Annotated in this window: 1 protein-coding gene; it reads right to left on the reverse strand. The window is 62.2% G+C overall.

Annotation, left to right across the window (positions count from 1 at the left end):
• A partial coding sequence (locus IG88_RS42230) for an acyltransferase domain-containing protein (protein WP_037837612.1) occupies window positions 1-201 on the reverse strand: 201 nt, incomplete at both ends.

Raw genomic sequence — 201 nt, forward strand, 5'->3', positions numbered from 1 at the left:
TCCACACCCCGTACCCACAACTCCGCCAGCGAAGTGAGGAAACGCCGGACACCACCCTGCTCACGCCGCAACGTACCGACCGCACACACCTCGACCCCGACGGCCTCACCCGTCTCCTCCACCGCAGACGTCAACACCGGATGCGCACTCACCTCAACAAACGTCGTATAACCATCCGCAATCAACCCACCAACCGTGTCA

This window comes from Streptomyces sp. NRRL F-5650, from assembly GCF_000721365.1.
In the GTDB taxonomy this organism is placed as follows: Bacteria; Actinomycetota; Actinomycetes; order Streptomycetales; family Streptomycetaceae; genus Streptomyces; species Streptomyces ardesiacus.